Source organism: Hymenobacter tibetensis (assembly GCF_022827545.1).
GTDB lineage: Bacteria > Bacteroidota > Bacteroidia > Cytophagales > Hymenobacteraceae > Hymenobacter > Hymenobacter tibetensis.
The window spans coordinates 2,831,532-2,857,264 of the sequence record NZ_CP094669.1 but is presented as its reverse complement, the minus strand read 5'-3'; the positions used below and the strand labels follow the sequence as shown (position 1 = coordinate 2,857,264).

Annotated in this window: 24 protein-coding genes; 7 read left to right on the top strand and 17 right to left on the bottom strand. The window is 57.1% G+C overall.

Features of this window, described 5'->3' with window-relative positions:
• The first annotated feature begins 637 nt into the window (after positions 1-637).
• Complete coding sequence (locus tag MTX78_RS11405; RefSeq protein WP_243802763.1) at positions 638-1,522, top strand: hypothetical protein; 885 nt, start codon at positions 638-640, stop codon at positions 1,520-1,522.
• A 78-nt stretch (positions 1,523-1,600) separates the two neighbouring features.
• Here the strand turns inward: MTX78_RS11405 and hisIE are convergent, their stop codons facing one another.
• The 11 genes from hisIE to MTX78_RS25265 all read right to left on the bottom strand — a co-directional run bounded on the left by hisIE (position 1,601) and on the right by MTX78_RS25265 (position 10,936).
• Positions 1,601-2,248 (bottom strand): bifunctional phosphoribosyl-AMP cyclohydrolase/phosphoribosyl-ATP diphosphatase HisIE, encoded by a 648-nt coding sequence (gene hisIE, locus MTX78_RS11400; RefSeq protein WP_243802761.1) that lies wholly within the window; start codon positions 2,246-2,248, stop codon positions 1,601-1,603.
• A 54-nt stretch (positions 2,249-2,302) separates the two neighbouring features.
• The gene (hisF, locus tag MTX78_RS11395) at positions 2,303-3,061 is read right to left on the bottom strand and encodes an imidazole glycerol phosphate synthase subunit HisF (protein ID WP_243802759.1); all 759 of its coding nucleotides are present in this window, start codon (positions 3,059-3,061) and stop codon (positions 2,303-2,305) included.
• A gap of 111 nt (positions 3,062-3,172) precedes the next feature.
• Positions 3,173-3,889 (bottom strand): 1-(5-phosphoribosyl)-5-[(5-phosphoribosylamino)methylideneamino]imidazole-4-carboxamide isomerase, encoded by a 717-nt coding sequence (hisA, locus tag MTX78_RS11390; protein ID WP_243802758.1) that lies wholly within the window; start codon positions 3,887-3,889, stop codon positions 3,173-3,175.
• Between the two features lie 93 nt (positions 3,890-3,982).
• On the bottom strand, positions 3,983-4,570 hold the full coding sequence (hisH, locus tag MTX78_RS11385; RefSeq protein ID WP_243802869.1) for an imidazole glycerol phosphate synthase subunit HisH: 588 nt from the start codon (positions 4,568-4,570) through the stop codon (positions 3,983-3,985).
• A 178-nt stretch (positions 4,571-4,748) separates the two neighbouring features.
• Positions 4,749-5,855 carry a bifunctional histidinol-phosphatase/imidazoleglycerol-phosphate dehydratase HisB gene (gene hisB / locus MTX78_RS11380; protein WP_243802756.1) on the bottom strand — a complete coding sequence of 369 codons (1,107 nt, stop codon included), beginning with the start codon at positions 5,853-5,855 and terminating at the stop codon, positions 4,749-4,751.
• 84 nt (positions 5,856-5,939) lie between these two features.
• Complete coding sequence (locus tag MTX78_RS11375; RefSeq protein ID WP_243802754.1) at positions 5,940-6,704, bottom strand: tRNA(His) guanylyltransferase Thg1 family protein; 765 nt, start codon at positions 6,702-6,704, stop codon at positions 5,940-5,942.
• Positions 6,691-7,143 carry an AAA family ATPase gene (locus tag MTX78_RS11370; protein ID WP_243802752.1) on the bottom strand — a complete coding sequence of 151 codons (453 nt, stop codon included), beginning with the start codon at positions 7,141-7,143 and terminating at the stop codon, positions 6,691-6,693. Before MTX78_RS11370 ends, MTX78_RS11375 begins: the two co-directional genes overlap by 14 nt.
• A gap of 25 nt (positions 7,144-7,168) precedes the next feature.
• Positions 7,169-8,179 carry a histidinol-phosphate transaminase gene (gene hisC, locus MTX78_RS11365; protein ID WP_317258944.1) on the bottom strand — a complete coding sequence of 337 codons (1,011 nt, stop codon included), beginning with the start codon at positions 8,177-8,179 and terminating at the stop codon, positions 7,169-7,171.
• 156 nt (positions 8,180-8,335) lie between these two features.
• Entirely contained in the window at positions 8,336-9,661 is a 1,326-nt protein-coding gene (hisD, locus tag MTX78_RS11360; RefSeq protein ID WP_243802747.1) for a histidinol dehydrogenase, read from the bottom strand.
• Between the two features lie 114 nt (positions 9,662-9,775).
• Positions 9,776-10,627 (bottom strand): ATP phosphoribosyltransferase, encoded by an 852-nt coding sequence (gene hisG / locus MTX78_RS11355; protein WP_243802745.1) that lies wholly within the window; start codon positions 10,625-10,627, stop codon positions 9,776-9,778.
• 186 nt (positions 10,628-10,813) lie between these two features.
• The gene (locus MTX78_RS25265) at positions 10,814-10,936 is read right to left on the bottom strand and encodes a hypothetical protein (RefSeq protein WP_262924451.1); all 123 of its coding nucleotides are present in this window, start codon (positions 10,934-10,936) and stop codon (positions 10,814-10,816) included.
• 210 nt (positions 10,937-11,146) lie between these two features.
• On the opposite strand from MTX78_RS25265, the gene MTX78_RS11350 reads away from it, so the two are divergent.
• The gene (locus tag MTX78_RS11350; protein ID WP_243802742.1) at positions 11,147-12,058 is read left to right on the top strand and encodes a DUF2911 domain-containing protein; all 912 of its coding nucleotides are present in this window, start codon (positions 11,147-11,149) and stop codon (positions 12,056-12,058) included.
• A 351-nt stretch (positions 12,059-12,409) separates the two neighbouring features.
• The gene (locus MTX78_RS11345) at positions 12,410-12,877 is read left to right on the top strand and encodes a MaoC family dehydratase (RefSeq protein ID WP_243802740.1); all 468 of its coding nucleotides are present in this window, start codon (positions 12,410-12,412) and stop codon (positions 12,875-12,877) included.
• A gap of 97 nt (positions 12,878-12,974) precedes the next feature.
• Here the strand turns inward: MTX78_RS11345 and MTX78_RS11340 are convergent, their stop codons facing one another.
• Positions 12,975-13,682, bottom strand: a complete 708-nt coding sequence (locus MTX78_RS11340; protein ID WP_243802738.1) for an arylesterase — start codon at positions 13,680-13,682, stop codon at positions 12,975-12,977.
• A 278-nt stretch (positions 13,683-13,960) separates the two neighbouring features.
• Between MTX78_RS11340 and MTX78_RS11335 the strand changes: the two genes are divergently transcribed.
• Together MTX78_RS11335 and MTX78_RS11330 are read left to right on the top strand one after the other, a co-directional pair.
• Complete coding sequence (locus MTX78_RS11335) at positions 13,961-14,668, top strand: ABC transporter ATP-binding protein (protein ID WP_243802735.1); 708 nt, start codon at positions 13,961-13,963, stop codon at positions 14,666-14,668.
• Positions 14,665-17,232, top strand: coding sequence for an ABC transporter permease (locus MTX78_RS11330; protein ID WP_243802733.1), 2,568 nt, complete (start codon positions 14,665-14,667; stop codon positions 17,230-17,232). The genes MTX78_RS11335 and MTX78_RS11330 overlap by 4 nt, the downstream gene beginning before the upstream one ends.
• A gap of 81 nt (positions 17,233-17,313) precedes the next feature.
• Here the strand turns inward: MTX78_RS11330 and MTX78_RS11325 are convergent, their stop codons facing one another.
• Positions 17,314-18,300 carry an aldo/keto reductase gene (locus tag MTX78_RS11325; protein WP_243802731.1) on the bottom strand — a complete coding sequence of 329 codons (987 nt, stop codon included), beginning with the start codon at positions 18,298-18,300 and terminating at the stop codon, positions 17,314-17,316.
• Between the two features lie 361 nt (positions 18,301-18,661).
• On the opposite strand from MTX78_RS11325, the gene MTX78_RS11320 reads away from it, so the two are divergent.
• A complete protein-coding gene (locus MTX78_RS11320) occupies positions 18,662-20,134 on the top strand; it encodes a phytoene desaturase family protein (protein ID WP_243802729.1) in 1,473 nt (490 codons plus the stop codon).
• 161 nt (positions 20,135-20,295) lie between these two features.
• Here MTX78_RS11320 and MTX78_RS11315 read toward each other — a convergent pair whose 3' ends face one another.
• Positions 20,296-20,865, bottom strand: coding sequence for an FKBP-type peptidyl-prolyl cis-trans isomerase (locus tag MTX78_RS11315; RefSeq protein ID WP_243802726.1), 570 nt, complete (start codon positions 20,863-20,865; stop codon positions 20,296-20,298).
• A 255-nt stretch (positions 20,866-21,120) separates the two neighbouring features.
• On the opposite strand from MTX78_RS11315, the gene MTX78_RS11310 reads away from it, so the two are divergent.
• Positions 21,121-21,675 (top strand): NUDIX hydrolase, encoded by a 555-nt coding sequence (locus tag MTX78_RS11310; RefSeq protein WP_243802724.1) that lies wholly within the window; start codon positions 21,121-21,123, stop codon positions 21,673-21,675.
• Positions 21,676-21,694: 19 nt separating this feature from the next.
• Here the strand turns inward: MTX78_RS11310 and MTX78_RS11305 are convergent, their stop codons facing one another.
• The 3 genes from MTX78_RS11305 to rpe all read right to left on the bottom strand — a co-directional run bounded on the left by MTX78_RS11305 (position 21,695) and on the right by rpe (position 25,686).
• Positions 21,695-22,267, bottom strand: a complete 573-nt coding sequence (locus MTX78_RS11305; protein WP_243802722.1) for a GNAT family N-acetyltransferase — start codon at positions 22,265-22,267, stop codon at positions 21,695-21,697.
• A gap of 141 nt (positions 22,268-22,408) precedes the next feature.
• On the bottom strand, positions 22,409-24,979 hold the full coding sequence (locus tag MTX78_RS11300) for a TonB-dependent receptor (protein ID WP_243802720.1): 2,571 nt from the start codon (positions 24,977-24,979) through the stop codon (positions 22,409-22,411).
• The gene (rpe, locus tag MTX78_RS11295; protein WP_243802718.1) at positions 24,979-25,686 is read right to left on the bottom strand and encodes a ribulose-phosphate 3-epimerase; all 708 of its coding nucleotides are present in this window, start codon (positions 25,684-25,686) and stop codon (positions 24,979-24,981) included. The genes MTX78_RS11300 and rpe overlap by 1 nt, the downstream gene beginning before the upstream one ends.
• Positions 25,687-25,733 lie beyond the last annotated feature (47 nt).

The window sequence follows — 25,733 nt, the reverse complement described above, 5'->3', positions numbered from 1 at the left end:
TGTGTAAGACAAGCTTGCCTCAACATTGGCCTTTCTCTGGCTATTGGACAGGGCCCATAATTGAGCTGCGCCTCTCTCCTACTTTTCAGCTTGCTTGAAGCTCCTAAGGAAGCATGGTTTTAAGGCCGTAGGCTGATGCTGAGTGTAAAGTGTTAATCACTTGTCATAGATGAGAACTTGTTACTTGAATTAGATATGGGAACGTGTGAGCCTGATAATCGTCCCTCCCGCCCGGTCCCGGGCCTTAATTAGTGTGGTATATAATTGATATATGGACTGATGACATCTAAGGTGTAGAAAAAAATATTATAGATTGCCTATTTAAGCACAAAAAAGCACAAAAAGTATATTAAAGTATAACTTTTATTGACTTTTTTATACTTCATACTACTTTCACATACTTATTATTCTTATACTTGCCCTCCACTTGTAACTATATCCTTTTATGCCTAAAACCATAGACTACCCCCGGACGAGTTATCAAAGCGCTTGGGAGGTTTCAGAAGTTGTCGATGATACGGGAGGCAAATGTTCTTTAGAGACTTGTGCTCGTAAGCTCAATCGTAAAGTGAGTGGCTCTTTCAAAGCCATCCTTGGCTCTGCAGTTAAGTTTGGTCTGCTTACTAGCAAACGTGAGTTGCTTACTACAACCAACTTGTTTCGGCGTATCAAGCATGCGTATGACAAACAGGAAGAAACGCTGTACCATCGGGAAGCATTTCTCCACCCACCGCTGTTTACGCAGATATGCCGCAAGTTTCGCAACCGCGAGCTTCCCGTGCACATGTTCGACATCATGCTCATCAGAGAGTTTGGTGTAGAAGAGATAAATGCTCAAAACGTGGCCAAGTCATTCGTGGAAGGCGCCCGCATGACGGGCGTTATCGATGAGCGGAATGTCATTGCGGACATAGACCAGCTGGCTGCCCAACAAGGTCCGCGCCGTGAGCTAGCTAGTGGTGAGATGCCCCTCAACCTGTTTAAAGGTTCGGCCGCATCCAAGGCAGCTACTAATTCAGACTCGGGCTCCGAACCCTCGATAGCAGCACAGCCCAATTTAGCGGATTTGGACTCTGACTTAGATGACACCCCAGCATCTAGTACACCGCTAACTAGGCAGTTTGTGCCTTCAGCCCCTGTTGGGAGGTCTACTCCCCCCGAAGATTCCGACACAGACCCTATATCGGCGTTATTTGGACTTCATAGCTCTTCGTCTGGTACCACATCCAACCAAACCCGCCACCAGCCCATAACGCCCTCCCCTGAAGTATATAATAAAACAGCATCTAATACTCCCGCGCCAGAACCCTCCCCGACACCAACCGGAGCTGCTCCAGCTACCCCGGCTCCTCGCAAGGCGGCTGCACCTGTGCCGATTACTCCCCCCACTTCGGCGGGCCCTCCCAGCTTCATGATTCATATCAGCGGCCCGGGGCTGGACACTCAATTGCACATCCAGGACACCGACGACCTCGATATTGTCCGTATCCTGTTAGACAAAATCCGTAAGCAGCTTAGTTAATTAGTTGGCATACAATAACATAGAAAGGTCCGTCTGTAGTTATAGACGGACCTTTCTATGTTATTGTATGCCAAAAAGCTACTCTTCGCGGCGCACGCCTTGCGAAATGGTGCTGTGTCGCTGACGCAACACCTCGACAATATCTTCCAGAGACAAACCCGACGCGGTGAGCAACACCAACAAATGGTACAATAAATCTGCTGCTTCGCCCTTAAGGCCTTCTCGATTGCCAGCTACCGCGTCAATAACAGTTTCCACCGCCTCCTCTCCTACTTTTTGGGCCATTTTGGGCATGCCCTTCCGAAACAAGGAGGCCGTATACGACTTCGGTTCTTCATCAGGGAAGTGATACCGCCGTTGCACCAGCCGCTCCAGCTCCGCCACGAAGCTCACGGCCGGCGCCGGATATGCCGACTGCTTGGGCTGCTCGAAGCAGCTAGTCGTGCCCCGGTGGCAGGTAGGGCCGTCGGGGGTGGCCAAGATCAGCAGGGCATCCTGGTCGCAGTCGGGGTGCATGCTGACTACTGTGAGGTAGTTGCCGCTGGTTTCGCCTTTGGTCCAGAGCCGTTGCTTGGAGCGAGAAAAGAACGTGACCCGCCCCTCCTGCTTGGTTTTGTTAAGTGCTTCCTCATTCTGATAACCTAGCATCAGCACTTGTCCGGTTTGCGCATCCTGAACAATAACCGGCACGAGACCGTCGGGCATTTTGGCGAAATCCATATTCATTAGTCGTAATTGTCTGAAATCAACGCCTGCATCCAAGCAGCAACAAGAAAGCCCCTAAAGACGGACAGGGATACCGTCCTGGCGAAGGTGCTCTTTTAGTTCGCGGATACCGATTTCGCCGAAGTGAAAGATACTGGCCGCCAACCCCGCATCGGCGTGGGCTTGCTGAAACACATTGGTGAAGTCCTGCTTGGACCCCGCTCCTCCCGACGCCACTACGGGTACAGAAACAGCCCGGCTGACGGCCCCCGTAATATCAAGCGCGAAGCCTTCTTTGCAGCCGTCGTTGCTCATGCTGGTCAGCAAAATTTCCCCCGCGCCGCGGTCAGCGGCTTCCCGGCACCATTGCACCGCATCGAGGCCCGTATTGTGGGTGCCAGCCCGGGTATAAATCTGCCAGCCTTCGGGCTCATGGTACCGGGCATCAGCGGCTACCACAATGCATTGGGACCCGAACCGGCGCGCCAGCTCATCAATAAGCTCGGGCCGGGCTATAGCGGCCGAATTGATGCTGACCTTATCGGCCCCGTTCAGCAGCAAGGCCTCCACGTCTTTCACCGTCCCGATACCCCCACCCACCGTGAAAGGAATATCCAGTTCCCGGGCCACATCCCGCACCAGCGCCACCAGCGTAGCCCGCTTCTGATTGGTGGCCGTAATGTCGAGAAATACCAGTTCATCGGCTCCTTCGCGGGCATAGCGGGAAGCCAGGGCCACCGGGTCGCCGGCGTCACGCAAGCCTTCAAAGCGGACCCCTTTCACGGTGCGGCCATCTTTGACGTCGAGGCAGGGAATAATACGTTTGGTCAGCATGTTGCTTGGTTGTCGTTGTTGATTGATTGCTTTCGGTTTGCCTAGCGCAGTATCCGATGAGGAAACTCCCCTATGGGACACCCCACTCATCAGCCCCGAAAAACTTGTTTTTTACAGCCACGGCTGCAGTTCGGCCAGCGTGATAGTTCCTTCGTAGATAGCCTTACCAATAATGGCACCGTGCATCCCGATTTCTGCTAGCGCGGCCACATCCGCAATGGTCGTGACACCGCCACTAGCAATGAGTTGGGCAGCTGGCAGCACCTCGCGCAGCGTACGGTAGGTAGCCAGGGCCGGGCCTTGCAGCTTACCATCCTTGCTCACATCGGTACAGATGAAAGTGGTAGCACCCGCACCCAGGTACCCTTCCAGAAACTCCTGTAGCGTCCGTTCGCTTTGCTCGGCCCACGCATTAATGGAAATATGATTGTCGCGGAAGTCTGCCCCGACAATGATCTTATCGGCTCCAAACGACTGGAGCCACCCTCCTACTAGTTCGGGCTCCCGCACGGCAATGCTGCCAGCCGTTACCTGCGCGGCGCCGGCATCAAACGCTAGTCGAATAGCCTCTTCGCTCTGTAGGCCCCCGCCGTAGTCAATAACCAGCGACGTACTACGGGCAATACGCTCCAGAACCGGCAGATTCACCGGCTGCTTGGCCCGGGCCCCATCTAGATCCACCAGATGCAGCCGCTTCACTCCCTGCTGCTCGAAACGCTGGGCCACCGTAACCGGATCGGAATCGTAAGTGGTTTGCTGGGCGAAGTCGCCTTCCGTCAGACGGACGCACTGCCCGTTGATGAGGTCGATGGCGGGAATTATTTCCATGTGATGCTAATCGATTGTTGGTTGTTGAAGGGGTACTTACCTGCTGATGCTGCCTTGCTACTTCTGCGCTTGGCCCTATCAGCCAGCACCCCCTCACATCTTCAAAAAGTTTTCTAGGATACGGGTACCCACTGGGCCGCTCTTTTCAGTATGGAACTGCACGGCGTAGAAATTCTTGTGCTGAACGGCAGCACTGAAGGGCGCGGGATATGTGGCTTCCGCAATCGTGTAGTTTCCAACGGGCGCATAATAGCTGTGCACGAAGTACACGTAATCTTGTTCCTGCAAGCCAGCAAAGAGCGGCGACCGTAGCTGTTGCAACGTGTTCCACCCCATGTGCGGAACCTTGTGGTCTGGGCTAGCAGGAAAGCGCACCACATCGAAAGGTAAGATCCCAAGCAGATCGGCGTTATTCTCCTCGCTGTGCTGCCCCAGTAGCTGCATACCTAAACAGATACCCAAGAAGGGCTGCGTGAGCGTAGGTAGTAACTGATCGAGGCCTTGGGCCCGCAGTTCTTCCATTGCGGAAGCCGCTTCCCCTTCACCTGGGAACAAGATCTTATCGGCGCGCCGAATGGCGTCGTGGTTGGCCGTTAGAGTAGCCTGCACCCCTAACCGGTCGAGGGCGAAAAGTACTGACTGCACATTACCGCCTTTGTAATCAATTACTGCTATTTCCATACTGTACGTAAATGAATCAGATCGAAGTTTACCCATATGTATAAGTATATGGGTAAACTCGAAAAAACTTCTTTTCCTGCCCGTTTCTCCTTTCGTGTCTTCGGGTTGGAACCTTGTATTGAATACACAAACGAGCGGCACAATGGATTACTCATTTGTATATACATTTGGGTAACGTCTACAAAATGCCTTTGGTGCTGGGAATTTCCATCTTCCCGGCATCCCGCACCAGTGCCATCTTCATGGCTTTAGCTACCGCTTTAAAAATGGCTTCAATCTTATGGTGCTCATTGGTGCCCTCGGCTTTGATGTTCAGATTGCAACGCGCCGCATCAGAGAAGCTTTTAAAGAAATGGTAAAACATTTCGGTGGGCATATCCCCTATTCTCTCCCGCTTGAAATCTGCTTCCCACATCAGCCACGGCCGGCCCGAGAAATCGATTGCTGCTTGGGCCAGCACATCATCCATGGGTAGTAGAAATCCATAACGAGCCAACCCTCGCTTGTCGCCGAGCGCCTGGGTGAAGGCTTCCCCCAAGGCAATGGCTGTGTCCTCTATTGTATGGTGCTCGTCAATGTGAAGGTCGCCCTGCACTTGAATCTTCATGTCGACCCCCGAATGCTTGCTAAGCTGATCAAGCATATGATCAAAAAAGCCTAGTCCCGTGTGCATCTGCGGCCGGCCATTACCGTCCAGATTCAACTCGATGTGAATCTTGGTTTCGTTGGTGTCGCGTTGTACTACAGCGGTGCGAACAGGCAGCCGCAGGAATTGGTATATAGTTTCCCAGCTGGTTGTCGTCAAACTAGCCCGTTCGTCAGGGTCATTCCTAATAAGAATAGACTGGCATCCTATGTTTTGTGCCAACTCTACATCTGTGAGCCGATCCCCAATGACAAAAGAATTAGCCAAATCGTAACCGCTAGCCTCTCCCATATAATGTTGTAACATGCCAACACCGGGCTTACGCGTAGCCAAGTTTTCGTGGGGGAAACTACGGTCAATGTGCTCATGCACGAACTCCACCCCTTCCGAGCGCAGAATATCGAGCATCATGGTATGGGCTGGCCAGAAGGTATCTTCCGGAAAGCTTTCCGTACCCAGCCCATCTTGGTTGCTAACCAGTACTAGTTCGTAGTCGAGTTCCCGGGCAATGCGCGCGAGGCCGGTAATGGCGCCTGGTACAAACTGAAACTTCTCCCGGGTCAGGGCGTCAATCTGAAAGTCGATGGGGGGCTCAATCAGAATGGTGCCGTCGCGGTCGATGAAGAGAACTTTTTTCATGGAGTGCAAGATACCGCTGGGCTGCATAGCAAGCCCCGCAGGTGAGTTGATGAACGAGAAAGGTATAAAACTGAAGGCAAGGCTTTACTGGAGTGCGGGCAGCAAGGAACAAACGTAGTCGGTGTAGGCATCACCCACGGGCAACTCGTGATTGATGGCCAATCGGCGGCGGGTGCTTTCCACCACCTCCTGGCTGAACGGATTCACTCCAGACTTGGCGTATGCTTCCCAGTGGAGGCCCACTCCCCTCTTCTGCCAAGCCGGCAACTCGTTGTAGTTGATTCCCTGCCCGAAAAGTAAATCGTGCTTGGCGGCTACACTACGTCCTTTCACCTGAGCCGTGGCCTCCGCTACCGAGCAGCCTTGCTTGCGCAGCAGCCAGTAACAGTGCGCGCTAAGCGAGTTACGGCCCGCATCTTCCTGCCGCCATCGGAAATAGTCAACCACATCCTGTTGGCGGGGTAGTTGGGAAATCCGACAGTCGAACACGCCCACTGATCCTAAGAGCAAGGAAAAACGAGCGGAGGCTTCCCCCGCTAGTATAGAGGTGTACTTACGCAGCTTCCGACCAAAGGAATCTTCCTGCGGGTGCAGCAGCAAGGAAATTTCGTCGCTCTGCGTATAGCCGTACACCATGCGAAAGCCGCAGTCCAGCAACTGACGCGTGGTTTCCACCATGTAGTCCCGCATCTGGTTGTCAAAGGGAGCTTCAAACGGATGGGTTTCTTTGGTGAGGCGCGTGAAGCCGCGGCCGTCAAGCCGGGCCACTAGGTAGAGGCCTGGCAAAGCACAGTGGTCGTGGGCAGTTTCGAATACGCGCAGCCGCGCGTTAAGGTCAGTGAACTTCATCCTGCCAATCGTTGATTGCGAATTTCTGGTTGCCGAGCGGCTGTATGTAATAGAGTTGATCGAAGCCTTCGGCGCGGTTAGGCAACTCCAGCCGGTTGCGGGTGCCCCGGATACCACGCTCAGGAACCTGGCGCTCCAACGGACGTTGCTGATTGCGAACCAAGGCCTCGGCAGTAGCAGACTGAAAAAAGTAGCCGACTATCGTGAACCCCGCGGCGCGGGCAGGCTCTATGTAGATGGCTCGTTCGGCCCGGGTAGGATTGGTGTTGTCAATCACGCAGCGCATCTGGGTTTCCAGGCACAACTGCAACAGACGCCACTCCCGGTTGCGCGTGCGCAGCAGGTCCAGGCTGATGCGCACGTGCGAATGGAAAAACTGCTGCTGGTAGAAAGTGGACTTACCCGTGGCTTGAATCCCGCAGAACAGAACAAGCTGCATGTTGCTGGTTTTAGGAGGCCGACGGCTAATCTTGGTATGCGGCCAGCGCAGCCAGCAGGTGTTCGTTCTCGGCGGGCGTGCCCACGGTCAGGCGCAGCGTACCCACGCAGCCCGGCTGGGTGGTGCGGTTGCGAACAACAATGCCTTGTCCAAGCAGATAGTCATAGACGGCCGTGGCATCGGGGCGGAACCGTACCAGCAGAAAGTTGGCATCCGACGGGAACACTTCTTCCACAATAGCCAGCGACGGCAACCGCGCAGCCAGCCAGTGGCGGCCCTGGAGGAGTTGCTCGCGGAGCTGCTCGAAGTGCGGGGCATTGTGCAACGCCGTGAGGGCGTGCTGCTGGGTGGCTTCCGATATATTATAAGGAGGCTTGATCTTGTTGAGGTAGCGCACAATATCGGGTGCGGCGAAAGCCATGCCTAGACGCAAGCCCGCCAACCCCCACGCTTTCGAGAAGGTCTGCAACACCACTAGGTTGGGGAATTCAGCTAGGCGGGTGGTCCAGCTAGGCGCGGCGGCAAAATCGGCGTAGGCTTCATCTACCACTACTAGCCCGGAGAAACCTACCAGAATTTCCTCGATGGCCGCGGCGTGCAGCAAGTTGCCGGTCGGGTTGTTCGGCGAGCAGAGGAACACGAGCTTCGCTTTCGAGGCCAGCACCTGGGCTACAATATCCGGCGAGAGTTGGAAGTCAGCCGTGAGTGGCACCCGCTCAATGCCAACGTCGTTGAGGTTGGCGGCAACTTCGTACATGCCGTAGGTCGGGGGCAAGAGCAGAATGCTGTCTTGGCCGGGTGTACAAGTGAGCCGTACCAACAAGTCAATGGCTTCGTCGGAACCATTGCCGAGGAAGATGTGGGTGGGCTCCACTCCTTTTAATTCCGCCAACACGCGTTTCACGGCGTGCTGCTGCGGATCAGGGTAGCGGTTGAACTGGGCGGGACCCGTGCTACCGAGGCTGTTTTCGTTGGCATCGAGCATCACCCGGGCTTCGCCCTGAAACTCGTCGCGGGCCGAAGAATATGGTTTCATTACCCGAATGTTGGGGCGCACAAGGCTATCTAAATCAAACATGGTTTTCAACTGTCAAGCAACAACGAAGAAGTAAGGCAACGCAGCGGTGGACAAACCAGCCCGAAAACAAGAACGCAGCTACAGGGGCGGCAAGCGGATTCGGGCTGGTTTGTCCTAGCTGTGCACCGGGTTGCTAATTGCTGTTTGCTCGGCGTGGATGGAATCTAGGCGCAACGTGACGGCGCGGGCGTGGGCCTGCAAGCCTTCGGCTTCAGCCATTGTTTCCACTACCGGGCCCACGTGCAGCAGACCTTCGGTGTTGATACGCTGGAAGGTGATTTTCTTCAGGAACGAATCCAGCGAGACGCCGCTGTAGTTGCGGGCATAGCCGTTGGTCGGCAGCGTGTGGTTGGTACCCGACGCGTAGTCGCCGGCCGCCTCAGGCGTTAGGTGGCCGAGGAACACCGACCCGGCGCTGGTAACGCCCTCCCCCAATTGCTCGGGGTTGCGTACGGCCAAAATCAAGTGTTCGGGCGCGTACTGGTTGGAGAAGAACAGCATTTCCTCGGGAGTACGCAGCAGGATAGCACGGCTTTCCTCTAAAGCCTGCGCGGCTACCGCGGCCCGCGGCAGATCAGCCAACTGGCGGGCAACTTCCACTTGCGTTTGCTCGATAATCGTCATCGAGTCCGACAAAAGTATCACCTGCGAATCAGGGCCGTGCTCGGCTTGGCTCAGCAGGTCAGCGGCCACAAAGGCCGGATTAGCAGTTTCATCGGCAATAACGAGCACTTCCGAAGGACCGGCAGGCATGTCAATGGCGAGGCCATAGCGCGTAGCCAACTGCTTGGCGGCCGTTACGTAGCGGTTGCCGGGACCGAAGATCTTATCTACGCCCGGTACGCTTTCCGTGCCCCCACTCAGCGCGGCTATAGCTTGGGCGCCGCCCGCCTTGATGATGGTGCTGATGTTGAGCAACTGCGCCGTGAAGAGTATCACCGGATTCACCGTACCATCTTTCTGCGGCGGAGTGCACAGCACTACCTCCGGACAGGCCGCCAACCGCGCCGGCACACCTAGCATTAATAAGGTACTGAACAACGGCGCCGTACCGCCCGGAATGTAGAGGCCCACCCGCTGTACGGGCACTGCCCGCCGCCAGCATGTTACGCCCGGCATGGTTTCCACCCGCTTTTCTTCCTCGCGTTGGGTGGCGTGAAATTTCCAGATGTTGGCGTGGGCCTGCCGAATAGCGGTTTGTAGCTCTGACGGCACCTGCGCCACGGCCGCCTGAATTTCCTCGGCCGTTACGCGCAACCCCGCACGTACGTCGGCCCCGTCGAAGCGCTGAGTGTAGTCCACCAAAGCCGCGTCGCCCCGCTGGCGTACGTCCTCGAAAATTTGCTGCACCCGCAACTCGATATCCTGGGCTTGTTGGGCGGCAGCTCGCTCTTGCAGGGCTGCCCACTCCTGTTGGGCCGGGTATTGAAAGATTTGCATGAGGTAGTTGTTGATTGGTGAAGGTTGATTGGTGCTTGCTAAGGTGCTGATTGATGAAAGTTGCATACTCACTCACTATAAGGGAGTAACAATCAACAGCCCAACAACCAGCAATCAACTAATCATTTTCTCGATAGGCAGCACCAGGATGCCCTCGGCCCCAACTGCTTTCAGCTGGCCCGTGATGTGCCAGAAATCATCCTCATTCACCACCGACTGCACCGACACCCAGCCTTCCTCAGCCAACGCCGTGACCGTGGGGGATTTGATACCGGGCAGCAATGCTTTCACCGCGGCCAAAGAAGCCGTGGGCGCATTCAGCAGAATATACTTGTTGCGGCGAGCCCGGCGGACAGCCTGCATCCGGAACTGTAGTTGCTCGAGTAGCTCCCGCTTTTCCTCGTTCAGGTGTTGATTGGCAATTAATACTGCTTCCGAACGAAATACGGTTTCCACCTCCCGCAGGCCGTTGCCAAGCAACGTAGAGCCGCTGCTGACAATGTCGCAGATGGCCTCGGCCAACCCGATGCTGGGCGCAATTTCCACTGACCCGCTGATGGTATGCAGGTTGGCCTGTACGCCGTGCTCGGCCAGGTATTTGCCGAGGATGGCCGGGTACGAGGTGGCAATGTTCTTGTTTTGCAGGTCAGCTACGGAATCGTAGTGGGCGGCCCGCGCTACGGCCAGACTTAGGCGGCACTTACTGAAACCCAGCGGCTCCAACTCCAACTCCGGGTACCCCGCTTCCACCAACACGTTCTGACCCACAATGCCCAGGTCGGCCACCCCATCCTGTACGTAGCCCGGAATATCATCGTCGCGCAGGTACAGGATTTCGAGCGGGAAGTTAGTGGCTTCGGTTTTGAGCTTGTACGAGCTAGCAATAAAGCTGATACCGCACTCCCGAATCAGGTTCAGCGAGTCTTCGCTCAGGCGGCCTGACTTCTGGATGGCAAGACGAATCATAAAGGTTGGGGTGACAGGTGGGGAAGTGGTTGGTGAGAGGTTGATAACCGCACACGTGCTTCCAGGCGAGAAAAAGAGGGGAAGTGGCCGCGGCAAGACAAGCAACGACGAGTGGGGCCACCTTTTTGGGGTGACCGGGCCACCAGATCTGGTGAACCCAACGGGGCAATATGGTGCGTTATTCCTCTAAAAAGAGGAATGGTGGCCGTGCTCATGATGGAGTGCCGCGCGCAACCCCGCTGCTTCGCCAAGGGCGGAAGCAGCCACGGGGCTGATAAAGCAGAAAGTAGGCGCGGCAAAAGCAGGCATATACAACAAGGAATGGCGCAAAAGTACAAGCTCAGCTGACGAAACGAAATTTTTTTCAGAAAATCTTCGTAAGAAGCTGGACTTTTATCGAAGTACTCCGTTGCAACCTACTTCTGGCACTATTGTTTCTGGGGTTGGTTTCGCTCTGTCTCCAGCCAGGGCATCGTTTGCTCCGCTCTCCTACTCACCTGTTGCTACTGAATAGCTAGTATGCGTTGTTCTCTTTGCCGAATCCTACCTGTTGCAGGCTTGTTGCTGGGGCTGCTCCCACTGCCCGCCGCCGTGGCCCAAACCACTTCGCCCCCCTCGGCTCCAACCGAATCCTTGTTTCCGCTGCCCCAGCCCAGCCCCCATGTGGTGCTGCAGCACGCCATCGGACTTACGGATGTAACAGTTGATTACCACGCTCCAAGTGTTAAAAACCGTGTTATTTGGGAAGGCCTGGTTCCCTACAACCAAGTGTGGCGGGCAGGAGCCAATGAAAACACCATCATCACCTTCTCCGACTCGGTGCGGGTCAATGGCAAACTGCTGCCCGCTGGCAAGTACTCGTTCTATGTGATGCCCCGCTCCGACCAAGACTGGGAGCTTATTTTCAATAAGGTAACCACGCACTGGGGCGCGGAAGGCTACAACGAGCAGGACGATGTGCTGCGTCTTCCCGTAGTTCCGGAAACCTCTACTCATCACGAAACGCTGCTTTACTGGTTTTCCGACCTTACCACCACTAGCGCCCATCTCAACCTAAGCTGGGAAAAGAAAACCGTTAGCCTCTACCTCAACACCAACGCGCAGGCGCGCGTGCTAGCGGGCATCGAACAGGCCGTAGCCGCTCGTCCCAACGATTGGCAGCTGCTGGCACAAGCCGCCGAATATCTAGTGCGCAATAACCTCAGCGGCGAAAAAGCTCTTTCTTACATCAATGAGTCCATTCGCCTGCGTGATGTATATACCAACAATTGGATCAAAGCTCGGTTGTTGGCTTCCAAACTTGATTATGACACGGCCATCGTGTATGGCCGCAAGGCCATTAAGATGGGCGACAAAGACGATGCTTCTTTTCGCACCCAGTTGCCTACCATGCGCGTGGCCTTAATAGAATGGCAGTCTAAAGCGTACTAAAAACGGTCGATTTAACTGAATAAAGCCCTCTGGAAGCAACTGGAGGGCTTTTTATTTGCACGCCACTACTACCTTTCTACAAAACCAGGAAGCAACCTAGTACGCGCACGTATTGGGCTGAGAAAGCGCAGAATTACGAGTCACGACCAGTGCCGGCTTGTACCTACCCTTTGCTACCAGCACGTATACATTTCGCCGCGAGACGTAAGCGGCCCTTACTTCACGATTTTACCGCTATTTTTCAGTGCCTTTACGCCAGGCACCTTGTCTTCAATTGCCTTTTGGCGGACGTTTTCTCGAACCTGCCGTTGCGCCTTAGGTATACCGCCCCATTCACCCAACCACACTTGCATGAACAAACTAACGATTCGCAGCCTGCCCGAACTTGAACACTATGTTGGGCAGGAACTGGGCGTGTCCGATTACCACACCATCACCCAGCAGCAAATCAACAGCTTTGCCGCGGCCACTCTCGATTACCAGTGGATCCATGTGGATGCGGAACGAGCCGCTACCGAATCACCATTCAAATCCACCATCGCGCACGGTTACCTCACGGTTTCGTTGCTGCCCTACTTGTGGCACCAGATTCTTTCCATCGAGAACCTGAAAATGCAGGTGAATTATGAAATTGAAAGCTTACGCTTCAACCAGGCCGTAACGGTGGATAGTTCAGTGCGGCTGCGGGCCACGTTGTTGTCGGTGAAAAATCTTCGGGGCATTGCCAAGGCTCGTCTGGAAGTAACGCTGGAAATCAAGGACCAGTTGAAACCTGCCTACACCGGTATCATCACCTTCCTCTATCATTTTGAGGGGTAACTAGCAGAACCTATACAAGCATAGAGGCCGCCGGAGGTAAAGTAAAGCGTTTCATAGCTCACTTGACCTCCGGCGGCCTCGGCGTTGGCACGTAGCGCTACTTGCTGGCTGGCGCGGGCTGCTGCAACAACGGTTGCAGAATCGGCCAGATGGTGCGGGCTACGAGGCGGTGGCCCGCGGGTGTGGGATGAATGCCATCCTGCTGGTTGAGTTTGGTAACACCTCCTACTCCCTCCAACAGAAACGGAATCAAAACCAGCTGATTCTGGCGGGCCAGCTCTCCGTAGAGCGCCTTGAACTGGGTGGCATAGTCCACTCCGAGGTTGGGTGGGATTTGCATGCCCGCCAGCACAATCCGGGTTTGAGGACTGCGGCGGCGCACCGTATCAATAATAGCTTGCAGGTTCTTGCGAGTATCGGTGAGGGGTAAGCCCCGCAGGCCATCATTGCCGCCTAATTCCAGCACGAAGATAGATACGGGTTGGCGCAGCACCCAGCCCACCCGGCTACGGCCCCCAGCGGTGGTTTCGCCGCTCAGGCCGGCGTTGACAACGGTGTAGCCTAAGCCGGCAGAATCTATTTTCTGGCCAATTAAAGCCGGAAAAGCTTCTTCAGGCTCCACGCCGTAGCCGGCGGTAAGGCTGTTGCCGAAGAACAAGATGGTTTGCTTACCGGCGGGTGTGGGCGCAGCAGTGGTAGTTGGCGGCGTAGCCCCGGTGGCGGGAGCTTCGGCGGTTTTCGGCTCGGAGTTGCAACTAGCCAGCATCAGCAGGCAGCAACTAAACAGGGACAGGACAGGTTTCATGAGGGACGAAGCTACTTTGTTTGGTGTTTACGTAACAGCCCAAAGTATTGCATGGGTTATTTCGTCTGCTTATTCCAAACAATAAGCTCACCAGCCGGCTACTGCAACGTACTCCACCCTGACTTCCGCTGCTTGAAACATAATGTGGTAGTACCAGGCCCAACGTAGCCGTTAACACACCCTGGCTGCGCGGCGTGATGTTTTATGCAGCAGAGGCCTTAGAGTTGATATTTATTTCCTGATTCTTCATTTCCGCTACCGTAGCGGACGCAACCAGCTTGTTTGTGCTTAAAGTAGAAAATCTCACCAAATCTTATTCCAGCGGCGGCCGGTCGTTAACGGTGTTGGAATCCGTCAGTTTCGAGTTGCAGGCCCAGGACACTTTTGCCATCGTAGGGCCTTCGGGCAGCGGCAAAACCACCTTGTTAGGCTTGTGTGCCGGCCTGGACCGGGCCAGCTCAGGCAGTGTGTGGCTCAATGGCATTCAGCTCGACCACCTAAACGAAGACCAGCGGGCCGCGGTGCGCAACGAGCACGTGGGCTTCATCTTCCAGAACTTCCAGCTGCTGCCCACCCTTACGGCCCTTGAAAACGTGCTGGTACCGCTCGAGCTGCGCGGCGTCCGCAACGGTACCAAAACGGCGCAGGAACTCCTGGAGCGGGTTGGCCTGGCCGGGCGCGGGCACCACTACCCCACGCAGTTGTCGGGGGGTGAGCAGCAGCGTATATCCTTGGCTAGAGCGTTTGTGAACCGCCCTAAGATTCTGTTCGCCGATGAGCCCACCGGCAACCTCGATGCCGACACCAGCGCCCGGGTGGTCGAGCTGTTGTTTGAACTCAACCGGGAAGCCGGTACTACGCTTGTCCTCGTCACGCACGACCTGGAGTTGGCCGCTCGTACCCAACGCATTGTGCGCATCAAGGGGGGCGCCATGCTCTCTGACACGCGCACCGCTCCCGCTACTGTTGCTTCTACCACTGTATGAGTACCAGCCCGCTTCCTGCCACCAAGCCTGCACTCTCCTGGCTGTGGCGCATGGCCTGGCGCGACAGCCGCCGCAGCCGCTCCCGGCTCTTGCTGTTCGTGTCGGCCATTGTACTTGGTATTGCCGCGCTAGTGGGTATTCGGGGCTTTGGCGACAACCTGGCCCGTAGCATCGACGAGCAGGCGCGCGAACTGGTGGGCGCCGATCTGGTGCTTTCGGGCAGTCAGCCCTTTGACTCGACGCTGGCCCCAACACTGCGCAAGCTCGGCCGCGACCGGAGCGAGGAGGTGGCCTTTGCCTCCCTGGTTCAGTTTCCGAAGGGCCAAGGCGTACGTCTGGCGCAAATAAAGGCCCTGAGCGGCGCGTTTCCGTATTACGGTGAATGGCTCACGGAGCCTGTAGCGGCCGTGGCAGCGTTTCGGCAATCCATGACTTCGCGCGAACGGGTGGCCTTGGTAGATGACGCCCTGCTGGTGCAGTTTGCCGCCAAGCCCGGCGACTCTATTCGGGTGGGTAAGCTCACCTTTCGTATTGCGGGGCGGGTACGCAAAACGCCGGGCCAGTCGGGGTTTAGTGCAGCCGTGGCCCCTACTGTGTTTATTCCCAGCCAATATCTGCCTGAAACCGGGTTGATGCAGCGCGGCAGCCGGGTGCAGTACCGCACCTACTACCAGTTTGCGCCAGGCACCGATGTTGATGCCATCGTTAAGACGCTGGAAGCCCGCCTCGATAAAGTGAACATCAGCTCCGACACCGTGACGGAACGTAAGCGGCAGACCGGCCGCTCGTTCACCGACCTTACCCGGTTCCTGAACCTAGTGGCCTTTGTGGCGCTCCTGTTGGGTTGCGTAGGAGTAGCCAGCGCCGTGAGCTTGTATGTGCGCGAGAAAGTGGCGTCGGTGGCAGTGCTGCGGTGCTTGGGGGCCAGTGGCAGCCAAGCCATGCTCATCTATCTGCTGCAAATTGCGGCAATGGGCTTAGTGGGCGCTACGGTGGGCGCTGCACTGGGTACCGCCGTGCAACTCTTGCTGCCGCGGCTGTTTGAAGGCTTTTTGCCGGTCACGGTGCATGTGGCCGTGTCGTGGTCGGCGGTGGCCCAAGGTATTCTGACGGGTGTGCTGGTATCGGTGCTGTTTGCGTTGCTGCCGCTGCTTGGTATCCGACGCGTATCGCCGTTGCGGACATTGCGGGCCGCGTACGAAGAAGACACCAAGCAGCCTGATCCGCTCCGGGTGCTGGTATATGGCTTGGTGGTCGTCTTCATAACGGGGTTTGCGTACCTCCAAACCCGCGACTGGAAGCAGGCCCTTGGCTTTGCGGGCGGGCTGTTGGTTACGTTTTTCGTGCTGGCCGGGCTGGGTCAGGGTCTGCGCCAAGCGGTACGGCGCTTCTACCCTACGTCCTGGAGCTACGTGTGGCGCCAAGGACTAGCCAACCTCTATCGGCCCAACAACCAAACCCTGCTGCTTACCGTCTCCATTGGGCTGGGGGTGTTTCTAATGGCTACGCTCTCCTTGCTGCAAGGCTTGCTGCTGAGCCGGGTGCAAGTGTCGGCCGCCGATGGGCAACCCAACATGGTGCTCTTCGATATTCAGCCTGGGCAACGAGCCGGCGTTACGCAGCTGCTTACCAGCCGCCGCCTCCCCCTTTTGCAGCAAGTTCCTGTCGTGACCATGCGGCTGGCCGCCATCAACGGTCAATCCACCATCGAACTCAAAAAGGACACCCTTAACGGCCGCAGCCGGGGTGGCCTCACCCGCGAATACCGCGTGACGTACCGCAACAAGCTGATCAGCTCGGAAACCCTGGACCAGGGCCTGGCGCCCTACCTACCCCCCGACGGTACGCCCCGCATTTCCGTTGATTCCGATTTCCTGCGCCGTCTGCAAGTCAAGCTCGGCGACACGCTTACCTTTAACGTGCAGGGTGCCCCACTTGCCACCATTATCGGCGGCACCCGCACCGTGGACTGGACCCGCGTGCAAACCAACTTCCAGATAGTGTTTCCGGCTGGCGTGCTGGAACCGGCCCCGCAGTTCCTGGTCTTGATGACACGCGTGCCCGACAACAACGTGCTGGCCGACGTGCAGCGGGAACTGGTGCAGGGTTTCCCCAACGTCTCGGCCATCGACTTGGGGCTGGTACTGCAAACCCTGGACGATATTCTCGGCAAAATCTCCTTCGTTATCCAGTTTATGGCCTTCTTCAGCATTGCCACGGGGCTGGTAGTGGTGGTCAGCTCGGTGGTGGTGAGCCGCTACCAGCGGGTGCAGGAGAGCGTACTGCTCCGCACGTTGGGCGCAAGCCGCCGGCAGATTCTGCGTATCACCTTGGTGGAATACGCCCTGCTGGGCCTGCTGGCGGCCGTGGCTGGTTTGGTGCTGGCCGTGGGCGCGGCCTGGGCCTTGGCGTATTTCCTATTTGAAGTACCGTTCTTGCCAGCTATAGGTCCGCTCCTCGTCCTGGCCGCCGTCACCACTACCCTCACTGCCTTAATCGGCCTTTTCAATAGCCGTGATGTGCTGACGCGCCCGCCACTGGAAGTGCTACGCGGCGAAGCGTAGCGTATGGTAGGCCCAGACAACCAGAAGCCCCGCACGGACCGGTCCGTGCGGGGCTTCTGGTTGTCTGGGCCTACTGTTTGTCTACCAAATCTGGTGAACTTGGGGCTTGATTTTACGGTCGTAAATGGCTTGCACTTGCTGTAGTTGCTCGCTAGAAAGCGCAGGTAGGTCTGCCGCTTGCAGGTTGGAGTTAAGCTGCTCCGGCTTGGACGCGCCAGGGATTACGCAGCTTACTTCGTTGAACATCAACACCCAACGTAGGGCAATGGGTGCCAGGTTGGGCTGACCGGGGAAAAGCTGCTTGATTTCTTCCACGGCTTCCAGCCCGGTGTTGTAGTCGACACCAGAAAAGGTTTCTCCTTTATCGAAGGCTTCGCCCTGCCGGTTGAAATTGCGGTGGTCTTCGGGCGCGAAGCTGGTATCAGCCGAAAACTTGCCCGTGAGCAGCCCGCTCGCCAGCGGCACCCGCACAATCAGGCCCACGTCGCGGCGCTGGGCTTCTTTGAACAGCAGTTCCGTGGGGCGCTGCCGAAACATGTTGAAGATAAGCTGCAACGTGGTGACGTTGGCATACTCGATGGCCTTGAGGCCTTCTTCCACCTTCTCCACGCTCACGCCCAGATTCTGAATTTTACCTTCTTCTTTGAGACGGTCAAACACTTCGAAAATCTCGGGCCGGTAGTACACCTCGGTGGGTGGGCAATGCAACTGAATCAAATCCAGCGTTTCCAGCTGCATATTGCGCAAGCTGGCTTCCACAAACATGCGCATGGCCTCCGGCGTGTAAGCGTCGTTGACGTGGGGCTGGAGCTGGCGGCCGCACTTGGTGGCCACATAAATTTGCTCGGAACGGCTGCGCACGAGCCGGCCGACAGCTTTTTCGCTTTCACCGTCGCCGTATACGTCGGCCGTATCAATGAAATTGATACCCCCATCAACGGCCGCATTCAGGATATTGTCGGCGTTGGAGTGGCTGAATGGGTCGCCCCATTTGCCGCCGACCTGCCAGGTGCCCAAGCTAATTTCAGAAACCGAAAAGCCGGTTTTGCCAAGTTTACGATACTGCATGAAAAAGAAGAAGTAGATGAACAACGAAAGCCGCAGCGCCCTAGCGGGCCCTTTCGGCGGAGCGAATGTATACGGGCCAACCGAAATTAAGCTATGCCCAGCGGCCTGAAAAAGCCAGGCGTCCAGCCTCCGGCCCGAACATGTGCTGCTCTTTGCATTGGAGCCGCGAAAAAAACATCTTGCTGCGCATGGCACTTCCTAGTCGGGGCCGTACGTAATGCTAGGGTACTGGCAGTAGGTTAGGGCTTGGCCCGCAGGGTTACAGACCACGTTGCGGCCTTAAGTCACTGCCCCAGCAACCTCGTTTCTTCACGTAACCTCTTCCGCGCACAAACGCACGAAGCGCTTTTTTTCTTTTCGCATGAACACTACAGATTACGACGCGGTGGTAGTAGGCTCCGGCCCAAATGGGTTGGCCGCGGCCATCGAGCTGCAACAGGCGGGCTTGTCGGTGCTGCTGCTCGAAGGCAAAGACCAGATTGGGGGCGGCTTGCGCACCGCCGAACTAACGCTACCTGGCTTCCAACACGACATCTGCTCGGCTATTCATCCTCTGGCGGCGGCCTCGCCCTTCTTTCAAACCCTGCCCCTGGCCCAGTACGGCCTAGAGTACATCACGCCCCCTGTATCTGCTGCGCACCCCTTCGACGATGGTACGGCGGCCACGGTAGTTACTTCCTTAGCTGATACGGCCCGCGCATTGGGTGCCGATGAACGTGCCTACCGCACCTTGCTGGAGCCGCTGGTTGCCAGTTGGCCCCACATTGCCCAGGATGTGCTAGCGCCCCTGCACTTCCCTTCCGACCCGTTGGCTATGGCGCAGTTCGGGCTACCCGCACTGCTACCGGCTACCGCGCTAACCAGCCGCTTCCAAACCAAGCAGGCCCGAGGCCTGTTCGCCGGTATGGCAGCCCACGCCATTCAGCCCCTTTCCAACCTCACCACCTCGGCTATTGGCTTGGTGCTCCTCATTGCGGCGCACCGCCAAGGCTGGCCCCTGCCCAAAGGGGGTTCCCAGGCCATTGCCGATGCGCTGGCCGCCCACTTCGTTGCGCTGGGCGGGTCCATCCAGACCGGCACGTATGTGCGGCACTTGGCCGACATACCGCTGGCCAAAGCCGTTCTTTTCGACATAACGCCCGCGCAACTCCTCCAGATTGCCGGGCACAGCCTTTCCAGCATCTACCAGTGGCAGTTGCGGCGCTACCAATACGGCATGGGCGTGTTCAAAATAGATTGGGCGCTTGATGCTCCTATTCCGTTCACGGCCGAGGGCTGCGCGCAGGCCGGCACCGTGCACCTCGGCGGCACGCTAGAGGAAATTGCCGCCACCGAAAAGGCTGCCACTCGCGGCCACCATCCCGAACGGCCATTTGTGCTGCTGGCACAGCAAAGCCTTTTTGATGCCACCCGCGCCCCGGCTGGCAAGCACACGGCCTGGGCCTACTGCCACGTGCCCAACGGCTCCCGCGTGGATATGACGACGGCCATCGAGCAACAAGTGGAGCGCTTTGCCCCCGGCTTCCGGGACCGAATTATCGGGCGGCATACCTTCGACACCGCTCAAATGGAAGCTTACAACCCCAACTATGTAGGGGGCGACATCAACGGCGGCTTGCTGGATGTCACGCAGCTCTTTACCCGCCCGGCCCTGCGCGTATCACCGTATCGTACTTCCCGGTCCGGCATGTACCTCTGCTCCTCAGCCACCCCGCCCGGCGGCGGCGTGCACGGTATGTGTGGCTACCACGCCGCCAGCCGCGCCCTGCGCGACATATTTCACTTGTCGCCTTCTTCTCTCTACCGCGAAGCCTCCGCATCGGCGCTGCGCTAACGCTGTCCTTGCAGTGAGTTTGCCACTATCACTACCACTGCTGCTTACTGGCTGAAACCATAAGAAAAGCCGGAGCCTGCGTCCGGTCAAACGAAAACTCGTTTGACCGGACGCAGGCTCCGGCTGCATACACCAACTAGGTTCTCAGTGTTCTTTCAAGCCTAGTTGAAATCCGTTAATTCCACATCGAAGCGCAGAGGCGTGTTGCCAGGAATGACGTTGCCGGCTCCGCTTGGCCCATATGCTTGCCCCGAGGGAATCAGCAGAATTGCTTTTTCGCCTTTGCGCAGCAAGCCAATGCCTTCGTCCCAACCCGGAATGACTTGGCCTCTACCCAACGAAAACTTGATGGGATCTAGCTTACCATCTGGCCCTGGCTTCGACTGATCGAATATGCGGGTGGGCTGCGTAAGGAACAAGCCTTTGTAGAGAACCGACACGTTCTGGCCGGGTTGTGGCGTAGCGCCCGTGCCCGCCACCTTGGTCACTACGTACAAGCCGGAAGGCCGCCGCTGCACGTTGGTGAAGCTGCTATCGGCAATGTACTTGGTGATGGTTACGGAATCGGCTGCGCGCACGGCCTTTTGGCGGGCCAGGGCTTCTGCGTTTAAAGCATCAATATCTAAATCGTCTCCGCCGCAGGAAACAAGGAGCATGGGCGCCAACAGCAGCGCTACGCCGCTGGCCAGAAGCCGGTGGAGACGGGAAAAGGAAAGTTGCGGGTAGTGCATACAAGCAAGAAGGAAAATGCTCAGCCAGCTTAGTAGGCCAGCAGAGCGGGTTTGGTCTGGGTTGCTCGGCCGGAGCCCAGCAGGTATAAAAGTAAGCACCTGAATTGATTGCAGCACACTGCGGCACCTGTAGCGGAGCAGGAGCAGTCAATTTATTTCCAGCTTAAGTCCTGGCAGTTTCCTTGTCCTACCTCATTCAAGGCAAGGAAAGCAGATTCTCTCCCTATTTTGCTGCCTCTTCCTTTTAAACTCCCCATGTCCAAAGAAATAAAGCCCTGGACCACGCTGAAGTCGGAACTGGTCTTCGACCACCACTGGTATAAGCTTCGCCGCGACCATGTGCAACTCCCCACCGGCCAGGAACTCGACGATTATTTTGTAAGCGTACGAGCCGACGTAGCCTTGGTGTTCGCCGTTACGGAAGACCAGCACGTAGTACTTGTGCGCCAGTACAAGCACGGCATCGGCGAAATCCTGATTGAGTTGCCTGGCGGGGTAGTGGATGAAGACGAAACCAGCCCGTTAGCCGCTGCCAAGCGCGAGTTGCTGGAAGAAACCGGCTATGTTTCCGACGACATGGAGCAGTTGCTCGCCGTCTGCGACAACCCAACCAAAGACACCAACCGCATCTATTACTTTCTGGCCCGCAATGCGCGCCGAGTAGCCACGCAGGACCTCGATGAAACCGAGAATATCGAAGTCCTGACCACGCCTATCACGGAAATTGAAAGTCTAATCCTCAACGGCCACATCCAAGTAGCGGGTTCGGTAGCGCTGTGCCTGCTGGCCCTGCGCAAACTTTTGCCCTAGCCGGCCAGCAGTTCCTTGGTTAGGTGACACTTATGCCTTGCGGCCGGGTCAGGATTAGGATGGGATGTTGCTTATAAGTGGTGTGGGCTGTTTGCTGATACCCAAATTTGTGCGCAACCCGCAACGAGGCCACATTGTCTGGGTCGATGATGCAAACCGTCTGCGGGGTGTGAAAGTGCTGTTCGCCCCAGGCCAGCGCCGCCCGAACAGCCTCGGTGGCGTAGCCGCGGCCGTGTACGCGCGGCGCCAGCACCCAGCCCATTTCGGGCATTCCGCTGATGGAAGGTGTGATGTCGCGGTTGAAGTCGCCGAAGCCGATGGACCCACTATACAAGCCCGTGCTTTTTTCTTCCACCGCCCAAAATCCATAGCCCATCAGCGACCAATGCCCTTGTTGGATGAGTATGCGCCGCCACGCTTCCTCCTTCGATATCGGCTCACCGCCTAAGTAGCGGTAGAACTCAGGACTAGCAGACATGGCCGCCGATTCCACTAAATCATCGGGCCGGTAGCCACGTAAAAGCAAACGCTCGGTTTCCAGAACTGGTATTTCAGACAGTTGGGAGGCAATAAAAGGCAGGACGATAGACATGGATTGAAGATAGAAAAGAGAAGCGAATGCCGTTCCTCCTTGCCTTAAAAAGCTCTCTAGCTAGCGTCCGTAAGTAAGAACTGCGCGCAACATGCCGCTGGCGGGCGGTGCGTGGTGCAAGAAAAACTGGCTAGGGACCCGTTAAAACCGCGCCACCACGCGCAGGTTCACAACGCGCTGCGAAAGGTAGTTGGGCACGGAGTACGTGCGGCCGTTCAGGTCTTGAATGTAGCTATAGCCTCCCACATTGTTAGCGCCCAGCACGTTCAGCACTTCTAACCCTATCCAAAGGCTTTCCAGCTTGCCCGCAGGCCGGTCTGGCTGATTATTTAGCGCCACCACCTTCGAGAAACCCAGGTCAACGCGCTTGTAGGAACGTGTCTGGGCGCTAGTGCCGCGTAGCTCAGGCAAGCCGGGTGGACTAAACGGCAGCCCCGTACCAAATACAATGTTCACGTAGCCGCGCACCGAAGGATTATCAGGCAAATGGTCCTGAAAGAAAACCCCCAGGTTGACCCGCTGGTCTTGGGGCCGCCGAATGTACCCTTTCGCATCCCGCCCAATTACATTGTTGAGCGTGTCATAGCGCGTCACAAAGTCGCCTTCGATGTTTTCGCGGGTGGTCAGGACACCCAAACTGAACCACGACTCGGCCCCGTTAACGAACTCACCGCCCACCCGGGCATCGAAGCCGGCCACGTAGGCGGTGGCGTTGTTTTTGGCGAAGTAGCGCAGCCGAACATTGTCTATGTCGTAGGGCACCACATCGGTGAGGTATTTCACGTAGGCTTCTCCCGTGAAGCGAAACGGCCGGCCCCATTGCTCGAACCGGATTTCGTTGCCCACAATAAAGTGCATCGACCGTTGCGCACGCAGCTCCGGGTTCAGGTTGGCCTGAATGATGAGCGGACTACCCGGCGTGGCCCGGGTGCCTTGCTGGTCGCGCAGTTCCCGATAGAAAGGAGGCTGGTAGTACAGGCCGGCCGCTACTTTGTAGGAATGGTTGGCGTGCTTGCGGGGCACGAAAGCAAACTGCACCCGTGGGCTTACCACCACCTGCTGATTCACCGACCAATAATGGGCTCGCACCCCGTACGTGAGCGTGCGCAACGAATCCAGTTCGATGGTGTGCTGGGCATAGCCTTGTGTCCGGGTACTGCTCAAGTCTAAGTTGGAAACCTGCCGGGTGCGGCGGCCATCGGGCACATAATCGGCCGAATCGGCGAAGCTGTACTCGTTAAGCACATCCTCAATCCGCTCCTGCCCCGACTTCACCCCAAAGCGCACCGTGTGGCCGTTGCCCGGCGTCCAGCGGGCGCGCGCCTCCGCTGTTGCGATGCGCGCGGTGAGCGTATTGCGCGAGTGGTCGAACCGGGAGCCCACGTCGCGCTGCCGGACGGCCCGGTTGAAATCCGGCGAGTTCGGGTCGCGGTTGATGTCAGCTAGGCTGTAGCTGGCTTCCACGTCGCGGTATTCCAGTTCGCGTGAGTACACCAAGCCGCCTAGCAATTCGGTTTGAAACTTGTCGCTGAAATTGTGCTTCAGGTTGAGCCCCCCCTGGTACATGTCGTACTGCATCCGTTCCCGCCCGTTGTACACGATAAAGAGCCGCGTAAACTGGTTGGTGGCCGTGCTGAAGGTACTCTGTCCGGTTTCGGGCGTGAACCGATAGTCGTTGTGGGCGAAAGTGGTCAGCAACCCCAACGACGTGCGTTCTGGATAGTCTTTGGGGCCCAGGTTGGCGTTGAGGTACAGTTGGCCGTCGTAGAACGTGGGGTTGTAGCCGCCCTGCTGCTGCTGGAGGGAGCGAAGCACATACGTGGCATTCTTGTAGCGCACGCCCGCCAAATAGCTTACGCGTTTGTTGGGCGAAGTAGCTTCCACGTGGGCCGCGCCGCCCACCAGGCTAGCCGTACCGGAAGCTGCAAACGTGGTGGGCTGCTTGTACTGAATGTTCAACACCGACGAAAGCTTGTCGCCGAACTGCGGCTGCCAGCCCCCAGTGGAAAACTCCACTCTATTCACCAAATCAGGGTTGATGAAGCTCAATCCCTCTTGCTGGGCAGCCGTCACCAGAAATGGCCGGTATATTTCAATACCGTTGACGTACACCAGGTTTTCGTCGTAGTTGCCGCCGCGCACCGAATAGGTGCTGGTTAGCTCGTTGGTCGACGATACGCCGGGCAGCGTTTTCAGAATGGCGTTAAAGTCGCCGAAGGGCGAAGGCAGCACTTTGGCAGTGCGGGGGTCGAGCTTGATCATGCTGACCTGCTCGCGGGTGTTGGCGTCGTCGTTGTTGCGGCCCCGTACGGTTACGTTGCCCAAAGCGCGCGAGTCACTTTGCAGCGTCAACGCCAAACCGCGCCGATCCTCGGTTAAGGTCAGGGGCACCCGGAGCACTTTAAAGCGCAACGCCCGCACAACCAACACTGCCGGTTGAGTGGTACGGGTTGCGTTCAGCGTGAACCGTCCGTCGCTGTCCGTAGACGTGCCCCCGGCTTGCCCTTCCACGCCCACTCCTACCAGTTCCACCGGCTGCCCGTCGGCATCGCGCACCGTTCCACTGATAGTGATGCGGGTAGTTTGCTGCGCCACGGCCGTAGCCGGCAGCAGCAGAGGGAGCGTTAAGGCCCCCCCAACTGCCAACGGCACCACGCTCAATACATGCAACGGCCGCACCAACCAGCCAACAACAGAGGAAAAGTGGGGCATTAGCTCAGCTCCTGTTCTTCTAAGTCCATTCCTGCTGCGAGCTGCGCCCGTAACGCGGCCAGCGTGGCCACCGGGTCGGGTGAGTTGAACACGAACGACCCTGCCACCAATACATCAGCCCCGGCTTCCACCAACGCCAAAGCATTGTCCTGGTTGACCCCGCCATCAATCTCGATAAGCGCCGACGAGCCACTATCTACGAGCAGCTCTTTCAAGGCAGTTACTTTGCGTAGCGTGTTTGGAATAAACGACTGTCCTCCAAAGCCCGGATTAACCGACATTACCACTACGAGGTCGAGGTCGGCCGCAATGTCTTCGAGCACCCACACGGGGGTGTGGGGATTGAGAGCAACTCCCGCGCCGCAACCCAGCGCCTTGATTTGCTCTATTACGCGGTGCAAATGCGTACAGGCCTCGTAATGCACTGATATGTTGCGGGCCCCGGCGTCGCGTACGGCCGAGAGATAATTCTGCGGCTCCTCAATCATCAAGTGCACATCCAGCGGCTGTTGCGCGTGGCGGTGAATGGCTTGGAGCACCGGAATACCAAAAGAGATGTTGGGCACAAAACGCCCATCCATGATGTCGCAGTGCAGCCAATCGGCCGCACTACCGGCCAGGCGCTCGGTTTCGGATTGAAGATTACCAAAGTCGGCAGCAAGCAGAGAAGGCGCCAGCATCGGCGCCCGGCGGCGAGTAAGTGTCATACCGCGAAGGTACAGAGTAAGTGAGTAACTGAGTAGGTGCCAACAGA